Annotated in this window: 10 protein-coding genes; 3 read left to right on the forward strand and 7 right to left on the reverse strand. The window is 62.3% G+C overall.

Annotated features, from left to right (window positions below; genetic code table 11):
* Positions 1–57: 57 nt before the first annotated feature.
* The 3 genes from ACRC0P_RS00135 to ACRC0P_RS00145 all read right to left on the reverse strand — a co-directional run bounded on the left by ACRC0P_RS00135 (position 58) and on the right by ACRC0P_RS00145 (position 1,925).
* Positions 58–426 carry a hypothetical protein gene (locus tag ACRC0P_RS00135; RefSeq protein WP_438627305.1) on the reverse strand — a complete coding sequence of 123 codons (369 nt, stop codon included), beginning with the start codon at positions 424–426 and terminating at the stop codon, positions 58–60.
* Positions 427–433: 7 nt separating this feature from the next.
* Positions 434–985 (reverse strand): flavodoxin, encoded by a 552-nt coding sequence (locus ACRC0P_RS00140; protein WP_438627307.1) that lies wholly within the window; start codon positions 983–985, stop codon positions 434–436.
* A 466-nt stretch (positions 986–1,451) separates the two neighbouring features.
* Complete coding sequence (locus ACRC0P_RS00145) at positions 1,452–1,925, reverse strand: Spy/CpxP family protein refolding chaperone (protein WP_438627309.1); 474 nt, start codon at positions 1,923–1,925, stop codon at positions 1,452–1,454.
* Positions 1,926–2,100: 175 nt separating this feature from the next.
* Between ACRC0P_RS00145 and ACRC0P_RS00150 the strand changes: the two genes are divergently transcribed.
* The 3 genes from ACRC0P_RS00150 (at position 2,101) to ACRC0P_RS00160 (ending at position 4,950) form a co-directional block, all read left to right on the forward strand.
* Positions 2,101–2,802 carry a response regulator gene (locus tag ACRC0P_RS00150; RefSeq protein WP_438627311.1) on the forward strand — a complete coding sequence of 234 codons (702 nt, stop codon included), beginning with the start codon at positions 2,101–2,103 and terminating at the stop codon, positions 2,800–2,802.
* On the forward strand, positions 2,795–4,171 hold the full coding sequence (locus ACRC0P_RS00155) for an ATP-binding protein (RefSeq protein ID WP_438627313.1): 1,377 nt from the start codon (positions 2,795–2,797) through the stop codon (positions 4,169–4,171). The genes ACRC0P_RS00150 and ACRC0P_RS00155 overlap by 8 nt, the downstream gene beginning before the upstream one ends.
* Before the next feature lie 95 nt (positions 4,172–4,266).
* Positions 4,267–4,950 (forward strand): SRPBCC family protein, encoded by a 684-nt coding sequence (locus tag ACRC0P_RS00160; protein ID WP_438627315.1) that lies wholly within the window; start codon positions 4,267–4,269, stop codon positions 4,948–4,950.
* Positions 4,951–5,090: 140 nt separating this feature from the next.
* On the opposite strand, the gene rluB is transcribed toward ACRC0P_RS00160, so the two are convergent.
* The 4 genes from rluB to ACRC0P_RS00180 form a co-directional block, all read right to left on the reverse strand.
* Entirely contained in the window at positions 5,091–5,936 is an 846-nt protein-coding gene (gene rluB / locus ACRC0P_RS00165; RefSeq protein ID WP_438627317.1) for a 23S rRNA pseudouridine(2605) synthase RluB, read from the reverse strand.
* Complete coding sequence (gene scpB / locus ACRC0P_RS00170) at positions 5,933–6,934, reverse strand: SMC-Scp complex subunit ScpB (protein WP_438627319.1); 1,002 nt, start codon at positions 6,932–6,934, stop codon at positions 5,933–5,935. Before scpB ends, rluB begins: the two co-directional genes overlap by 4 nt.
* 128 nt (positions 6,935–7,062) lie before the next feature.
* Positions 7,063–7,968, reverse strand: coding sequence for a segregation and condensation protein A (locus tag ACRC0P_RS00175; RefSeq protein ID WP_438627323.1), 906 nt, complete (start codon positions 7,966–7,968; stop codon positions 7,063–7,065).
* A gap of 103 nt (positions 7,969–8,071) precedes the next feature.
* On the reverse strand, positions 8,072–8,695 hold the full coding sequence (locus tag ACRC0P_RS00180) for an L-threonylcarbamoyladenylate synthase (protein WP_438627321.1): 624 nt from the start codon (positions 8,693–8,695) through the stop codon (positions 8,072–8,074).
* Positions 8,696–8,902 lie beyond the last annotated feature (207 nt).

Raw genomic sequence — 8,902 nt, forward strand, 5'->3', positions numbered from 1 at the left:
GCGGGCCATGCCCGCGATCGGGCTCTGTTCGCGGGCATGGCCCGCTCCTACAAGGGGCTAGTGCAGCCGCCCGTGGCTGCCCTGCCCGTTGCGCTCCGACTCCTCGAAGGCGTGGGTCAGGACAAAGTAGTAGATCACCTGCGGCTGGCCCTGCATCTCGGTGACCAGGTCGAAGTTATACTCGCCCTTTTCGCCGGGGGTGATCTGCACAAAGGTGATGTGTTCCGGCTCGATAAACAGCTCCGCTACCGGGCGCTTGCCGCGCATCACCTGCACCAGCAGTGTGCGCGCGTCCTCTTCACTGAAGCACCAGTAGTAGTCGTCGTCATCGTAGACGACGGAGTCGGCGGTGCCGGCGCGCAGTATGCAGTTGGGGTGCTCTGTCAGCCAAGGCCAGAATTCCTTGAAGGAGAGGGAGTTTTTCATAGGCCGATCAGTCATCCAGTTGCGCGACGCTGTCGGCGCCGCCCTCGAGGCCGAACTCCCCGGCGATCTGGCGGCACCAGCGATTGAGTCGCCCAGCGGTCAGCTCCTCCTGCTGGTCCTCGTCGATGGCGAGACCGACGAACATGCCCTCCCCCTCGATCTCCGCCTTGGAGGCCTCGAACTCGTAGCCCTCGGTGGGCCAGTGACCGACAATGGAAGCGCCGCCGGCGACAATCACGTCGTGCAGCATACCCATCGCATCCAGGAAGTAGTCGCCATAGCCGAACTGGTCGCCGAGGCCGAACAGGGCCACGGTCTTGCCGATGAAGTCAATCTGCTCCACATCCTCCCAGAAATCCTCCCAGTCCGACTGGATCTGGCCGAAGTCCCAGGTGGGGATACCGAAGATCAACTGGTCGTAATCGGCGATTTCCAACTGGGTAACGTCGGCGACATCGTGGATATCCACCCGCTCCTCACCCAGGCGGGCGCGGATCCGCAAGGCAACCGCCTCGGTGTTGCCCTCGTCGCTGCCGTAAAACAAGCCAATTCTGCTCACATTCACTCCCATTCTCTACCGCCACCTGCCCGGCGGCGCGCTATTTTCCCAGCTATGGTAGGCAACAGCAAGCGCGGACATCCGGCCCATCGCAAGCCGATGTCGATCCTACTTGCGGACCGTCTCGACAAAGATGAAAGCAGAAATTCTGAACTCAAGTTTCGGAGTTCGAGATGCCTGCCAGTGGCACAAGCTGGAGCGGGGTGGGCCTTTCTGGGACTGTCTGCGAGAGGGACCTCGCGGACAAGCCTACAGGGACGTATTTAGGGGGGGCGCCTAGCCCGTGTCCCAGAAAGGCCCACCCCGCTCCAGCTCCCCGAACTGAACCCCGAAACTTGAGTTCTGAAAATAAAAACACGCACCTCAGCTTCCGCGCAAAAAAAAGCCCCCGCATTGGGGGCAAGGGGGACGACTCTTACCGGGCCGGGGTAGAACTGCCCGATCGATCGCACAAGAGATGTTCAGACTATTCTTCGTCGCGCTCCTTCCAGCGCCGGAAATGACGACGTCCTCCCCGCTCCTCTTTCAGCTGCTTGAGCCTGGCCTTCTGTTCTTCAGTCAGAATCGCTTCAAACTGTTGGCGCACCTGCCGCATTTCCTGCATCTTGGCCACATGCAGCTTGCCCAACTGCGCGCCCAGCTCGTCCAGAGTGCCCTGGTCCGCGCCGGAATCGATGGCCTCGCGCAGCTGCTTGCGCAACTCGCGCACCTGCTTGCGCTGCGCCTTGCGGGCGTCGCGATTGACTTCGCGGTTGGCCTTCAGTTGCGCCACCTGGCCCTCGGTCAGACCCAGCTCTTCCTCCATGTGTTCAAGGAAACGGGAACCGTGGTGACGGGACATGGAGGGGTGGACGAAATCGTCCTGGGCCAGAGTAACTGCCGGTACCGCCAGGACACTCGCAAGCGCCAGGCTGCCCAACGTCGCTTTCCATCTGTTCATCGACTCATCCTCTAGTTTGGTCTCAGTAGGTGTATACGCATACTAGAAGAGCGCTATGTAAACAGGGGCAAACGCCGGTAAACATTTGTTAAGAACGGTAAAAGGCCTCGCACGGTGTCGTATCCGGCGCCGGAGCTTTGCATATAATGGAGCCTGAACACACGGAGATAACACCATGAGCCGTATCCTGTTGGTCGACGACGACAGCGAACTGACCGATCTGCTACAGGAATTCCTTATCGGCGAGGGCTTCGAGGTCACCGTGGCCAACGACGGCGGCCGCGGCCTGGAGCTGGCCAAAAGCCACACCTTCGACGCCCTGGTACTGGATGTGATGCTGCCGGTGCACAATGGCTTCGACCTGCTGCGCAAGCTGCGGGAAGAGGCTTCTCCGGCGAGCCGCTCGCTGCCGGTACTGATGCTGACCGCCAAGGGGGATACCGTCGACCGTATCGTCGGCCTGGAGATGGGTGCGGACGACTACCTGCCCAAACCCTGTAACCCCCGTGAACTGGCCGCACGCCTGCGCGCCGTGCTGCGCCGCGGCCGCATCGAATCCGCTGAGCCCGGTACCCTGGCGAGCGGACCGCTGCGCCTGCTGCCGGCGGAGCACCAGGGTTACTGGAACGACCGGCTGCTCTCCCTCACCGGTGCGGAGTTCGCCGTGCTCAGGGTACTGGTACAGCATGCGGGCGACGTGGTGAGCAAGGAGATGCTGACGGAGACCGCGCTGGGCCGAAAACTGATGCCCTACGACCGCTCCATCGACGTGCACGTGAGCAATATCCGCAAGAAACTCGCCGAGCATGGCGCCAGCCGCGAGCTGATCATCAATATTCGCGGCGCCGGCTATATGCTGACCAGACCCTATGCATAGCCTTTTCTGGAAGATGTTTTTCGGCGCCTGGATCACCGCGGTGGGGATGGTGGTGGCGACCGTTTACATCACCCATTTCCGCGAATTCGGCGATCCCAGGCAGGAAGAACGCTGGGAAGGGCCGGCGTTGTTTCACGAGACGGTGCGCAATATGCGCATGGCGCGACGCCACGGCCCGGAAAGTTTTCGCCATTGGCTGCAACGCCAGCCGCCCAAAGTGCAGCGCCAGGTGTTCGCAGTTGACCAGCATGGCCGCGAACTGCTGGGCCGCCCGCTGCCCGAAGACATGGCCCCCATGTTCGAACGCCTCAATTTCCGCAACCGCGAAACCCGTATGCTGGTACAAAAAAAACCCGCAGTGGGTTTTTTTGTAGCCCTGCGCGGCCCGGACAGCCTGCGCGTGGTACTGATCGCCGGGCAGAGCAAGGAAACGCTGCTGCTGCGCTTCCTGTGGCACAATTTCTGGCCGATATTGCTGCTGTCCATGCTCGCCTCCGGCGCTGCCTGCTACTGGCTGGCCCGATATCTCAGCCGCCCTCTGGACCAACTGCGCACCGCCACCCGGCGTGTGGCTGCGGGCGAACTGGACTATCGGGTTTCCCCCGGGATGCCCAGCCGCAATGACGAACTGGCCGACCTGGCGAGGGATTTCGACTCAATGACCGCCCAGTTGCAGGAATCCGTGGCCGAACAGCGACGGCTAATCAAGGATGTCTCCCACGAACTGCGCTCGCCTCTCGCGCGCCTGCAGGTGGCCCTCGGCATAGCGCGACAAAAGGATACCACCGGTCTGGACGCGGAACTGGACAAGATCGGCAAGGCCGCGGACTACCTGGAGGATATTATCGCCGACGTGCTCTCCCTGCCGGTGGCCAGTACCGACCAGCGACCGCTGGACGACGTGGTGGAAATCAACAGCCTGGTCAATGCCCTGATCGAGGACCTGAAAGCCGAGGCGGAAGAAAAGCAGCTGAAATTCATTCTCCAAAGCAACTGCGAGGAAGCCCTGGTGGCCACCCGCGGCAGTTCGCTGACCGCCGCCCTGGAAAATATCCTGCGCAACGCCATCAACTACAGCCCCAGCGGCGGCGCGGTAACGGTCGAAATAGAGAGCCGCGACGAGCGATGCCGTATCCGCGTGATCGACTCCGGCAACGGTGTCTCCGAAGACGAACTCAAAGCCATCTTTCGCCCCTTCTACCGCACCGATACCGCACGCACCCGGGAGAGCGGGGGCTTCGGCCTGGGTCTGGCCATCGCCCAGCGCACCGTATTGCATCACGGCGGTACCATCTCCGCCCGCAATGTTCCCGGCGCCGGCCTCTGTGTGGAAATAGATTTGCCACGGGTGGTGATCAACGATCAGTGAATGGCAGGCATTGATAACTTGCCACTGATAACTGATTATTACCCTTCCCCGGCTGCAGTTAAGCCGCCCACAATGGATATTGAAAGGGCCCCGCTATGCGCTGGATACTCTATATTCTGATTTTCCTGGTACTACTGGTGCTCGCCGGCTTCCTGTTTCCCCGAGAAATCACCCTCGAGCGCAGTGTGTACATTTCCAAACCGCCCGAAGCAGTCTTTCCCTACCTCAACAACTTCCGCAACTTCAACAGCTGGTCGCCCTGGTACCAGATGGACCCGGACACCAACTACAGTTACAGCGGCCCCGAGGAAGGGGTGGGCGCGATGATGTCCTGGCGCAGTGACAATCCCAGTGTAGGCAGCGGCAGCCAGACCATTACCTCCAGCCAGCCCTACTCGCTGGTGCACACCGAGCTGGATTTCGGCGAGCAGGGCAAAGCCAACGCCGAATTTCGCCTGCGGCCCCAGGGCAGCGGTACCAACGTCACCTGGTGGTTCAACACCGACATGGGCGCGGGCCCCATAGCCCGCTGGATGGGGCTGGCCGTGAAACAGATGGTGGGCAAGTCCTACGAGACGGGACTGAACAAACTGAAAGAGGTGGTGGAATCCGCCGAAGCGCCGCCGGCAGAACCGCAGATGGACAACGGCAGCGATTCCGAACTCCCCTCGGACGACGATGATGTCAGGGGCATGGAACCAGGCGACATGCAGCCCGGCGGGGAGCAGGAGGAAATACTGGAACAGGAGGGCGAGGAGCCGATCGAGGAAAATCCCTAAGATCGAAGATCGGAACTCGGGAAAGGCCCTAAGGTGAATACAAAGTCGAGTTAGCCACTTTTGTAGGAGCGGGCCATGCCCGCGATCAGCGCTCGCCGAATCCAGCCGCCGATCGCGGGCATGGCCCGATCCTACAGGAGTTAGGCTTGGCCTTTGCGCGGCGGTTTGCGCAGCTTGCGCCGCTGGCGCTGCAGGTTCTGCTGTTCCGCCTGGGTCAGCGGACGCTGGCCCAGTTTGGGCAGGCCGGCGGTGATGCACAGGTCGTCGATCTCCTTGGGCTCCATCTCAATCCACTGGCCCACACGCACATGGGAGGGGATGAACACACTGCCATAGCGCACCCGTTTCAGGCGGCTGACACGCACATCCTGGGATTCCCACAGGCGCCGGACTTCGCGATTGCGCCCTTCCATCACCACGCAGTAGAACCAGCGGTTGTTTCCCTCGCCACCGCTCGGGACAATATCGGTAAACCGCGCCACGCCATCTTCCAGCAACACACCGGTGAGCAGGCGTTTTTTCATTTCATCGTCCACCTGGCCCTGGATGCGCACCAGGTACTCGCGATCGATCACCGACGAGGGATGCATCAGCTTGTTGGCCAACTCGCCACTGTTGGTAAACAGCAGCAAGCCGCTGGTGTTGAAATCCAACCGGCCCACAGAAATCCACCGCCCGGAGCGCAGGCGCGGCAGGCTGTCGTAGACCGTGGGCCGCCCCTCCGGATCGTGGCGGGAACAGATCTCCCCCACCGGCTTGTTATACAGGATCACCCGACAGCGGTTCTCCTCCTGCACCGGCAGGCGGCGGCCGTCGAGCTCGATATGATCTGTACCGGTCACCCGCTCGCCCAACTCCGCCACCACACCGTTCACGGTCACCCGGCCCGCCTCAATCGCGCGCTCCATCTCGCGCCGCGAGCCCAGGCCGGTGCGGGCCAGTACTTTCTGCAGTTTTTCGCCCGCAGGCGAAGTGCTATCACTCATAGGGTGGCATTTTCCGATTGCGGTTCTTTCCCGGTTTCGTCTTCGGCTTCGGCGGGCTCTTCAGATTCGGCACTTTCGCCAAACAGGCTGCTCGGCGGGAGCTCCGCGGTAAGAGAGCCTTCGCTCACTTCACTGCTGTCGGCGGCTTCGGGGAATTCGTCTTCGACGATCTCCTCGCTTTCGCTGCCGGTGAACCCGGCCTCGGCTGCTGTTTCCAAATCGCTACCCGAGTCCTGCAAAAGTTCATTCTCGAGCTGCTCTTCTTCGGCTTCTTCCGGAGAACCCACTTCGACGGGAGCACCTTCGCCTGTATCTTCGCCTGTATCTTCGCCCGACCCGGCGGGTTCGGCCGCTTCGGCTTCCATCGATTCCGCTGCCGGCTCTTCGGAATCCGCGTCACTGTCGGCGCCCTGCTGCGGTTCGCCACCGTCCAGCCGGTCCAGATCCAGTGCCTGGTTCAGGCTGTCGATATCGCGGATCTCCGCCAGGGTGGGCAGGTCGTTCAGGGTGCTCAGGTTGAAGTAGTCGAGAAACTCCCGGGTGGTGGCGTAGAGCGACGGCTTGCCGGGCACATCCCGCTGCCCCACCACTTTGATCCAGCCGCGTTCGGACAGGCTTCTGACGATGTGAGAGCTCACCGCAACGCCGCGGATCTCCTCGATATCACCGCGGGTAATGGGCTGGCGGTAGGCGATGATCGCCAGGGTCTCGAGAATCGCGCGGGAATATTTCTGCGGCTTCTCCTCCCACAGGCGGTTGACCCAGGGGGCCAGGTCTTCCGGCACCTGGTAGCGCCAGCCGCTGGCCACCTGGCGCAGCTCGAAGCCCCGCTCGGCGCAGCTGCCGGCAATTTCCTCCAGCACCTCGCGGAGCTCCGCCTTTTCCGGGCGCTCGCCCTCGTCGATCAGGGACAGCAGCTTCTCCTCGGAGAGCGGTTGCCCTGCGGCCAGCAGTGCGCCTTCCACTATGCGGCGCAGTAGTTCCGGAGCGATTGTCATCTTCTAACTTCTAACCTTGGAATTCTTTCGGCTCAATTGTCTGCTGTAGGAGCGGCCCATGGCCGCGATCGATCTGTGCAAAAACCACTATTGATCGCGGCCATGGGCGGATGGCCGCCCCGCCGCTCCTACAAGGGGACCATTTCGACATTTGTCTCTTCGGTTGCTTCTTCGGCAGCTTCGGGCTCCTGGCCCGCGGCGCGCACGTGGATGGGGCCGAAGGCCTCGTTCTGTACCAGTTCCACCAGGGATTCCTTCACCAGCTCCATCACCGCGAGGAAGGTGACCACCACACCCAGGCGCCCCTCCTGCACGGTAAACAGGCTGACGAAGGGCACAAACTGGCGGTGGCGGATTCTGTCCAGCACCTGGGTCATGCGCTCGCGGGTGGAGAGCTTTTCCCGCTCCACCTGGTGGCTCTCGAACATGTCTGCGCGGCGGAGCACATCCGCCAGCGCCACCAGCACCTCCTTCAGGTCGACTTCCGGGTCCGGGCGGGTGAGATTGCGGTCCGGGCCCTGGGCAGCGGCTTGGTGGATATCCCGGCCCATGCGCGGTATCTCGTCCAAGTCCTCCGCCGCGGTCTTGAAACGCTCGTACTCCTGCAGGCGGCGAATCAATGCGGCGCGCGGGTCCTCGCCCTCCTCTTCCTCCTCCCGGGGCGGGCGCGGCAGCAGCATGCGCGACTTGATCTCGGCGAGCATGGCGGCCATCACCAGGTATTCCGCCGCCAGTTCGAAGCGCATGGCGGTCATCATCTCCACGTAGGCCATGTACTGGCGGGTGATGTCGGCCACGTTGATTTCGAGGATGTCCAGGTTCTGTCGGCGGATCAGGTAGAGCAGCAGGTCCAGCGGGCCCTCGAAGGCCTCCAGGATCACCTCCAGCGCATCCGGCGGAATGTAGAGATCGGAGGGCAGCTCGGTAAACGCCTGGCCCTGCACCACTGCGAAGGGCATCTCCCCCTGGCGCGGGGGCTCGGCGGACGCACTCTTCTCGGCGGTCTCCGGCCCTGTGTTCCCGGCGGCGGCCACCTCCGCGAGCACTTGTGCTTCCGCCTCGGCTAGTAACTCTTCACTGGACACGCTGCCCCACCTTCAAAAATGCAAACGCGCGATTATACATAGGTGCGCCGCTTCAACCGACAATTTCATCGATGGCGCCGCAGCCCTCGCGCACCAGTTCCGGCTCGTCGCCGGTGAGATCCACTACCGTGGTGGCCTCCAGGCCACAGAAGCCGCCGTCTATCACCAGCTCCACCTGGTGCTCCAGGGTGTCGCGGATATCGTAGGGGTCGGTGAGCGGCTGGCTGTCGCCGGGCAGGATCAGGCTGCAGCTCATCAGCGGCTCGCCCAGAGCCTCGATCAATGCCTGTACGATGGCGTTTTCCGGCACCCGCAGGCCGATGGTCCTGCGCTTGGGGTGCAACAGCCGGCGCGGCACCTCGGCCGTGGCGGGCATGATAAAGGTGTAGGGACCGGGAGTGTGATTCTTGAGCAGGCGGAACATCTGGTTGTCCACCTTGGCGTAGCTGGCCAGCTCCGAGAGGTCGCGGCACATCAGGGTGAAGTTATGCTGCTTGTCCAACTGGCGGATGGCGCGAATGCGCTCTACAGCCAGCTTTTCCCCCAACCGGCAGCCGATGGCGTAGGCAGAGTCTGTGGGAAAGACGATTACCCCGCCGGCGGCGACGATATCCGCCGCCTGACTGATCAGCCGCCCCTGGGGATTGTCCGGATGAATCTGGAAAAACTGCGCCACTATATTGCCCCCAATATCTTGTTCAAGAAACTAGGTGCTAGTCTGCCACAAATGCACCGTGCCAAGCAGCCATCCATGGAGAATCCACCAGCCCGGCCGTCCTTGGCCGGGCGCCATGCTGCGCAACGAGCGGTATTAGGGCCTGTCCACACTAAATTCGATAGCCGCGTTGCCGCCCCAAAACGGGCCAGGCGAGGAGCGTGGTTT

Source organism: Microbulbifer sp., assembly GCF_051659245.1.
Lineage (GTDB): Bacteria > Pseudomonadota > Gammaproteobacteria > Pseudomonadales > Cellvibrionaceae > Microbulbifer.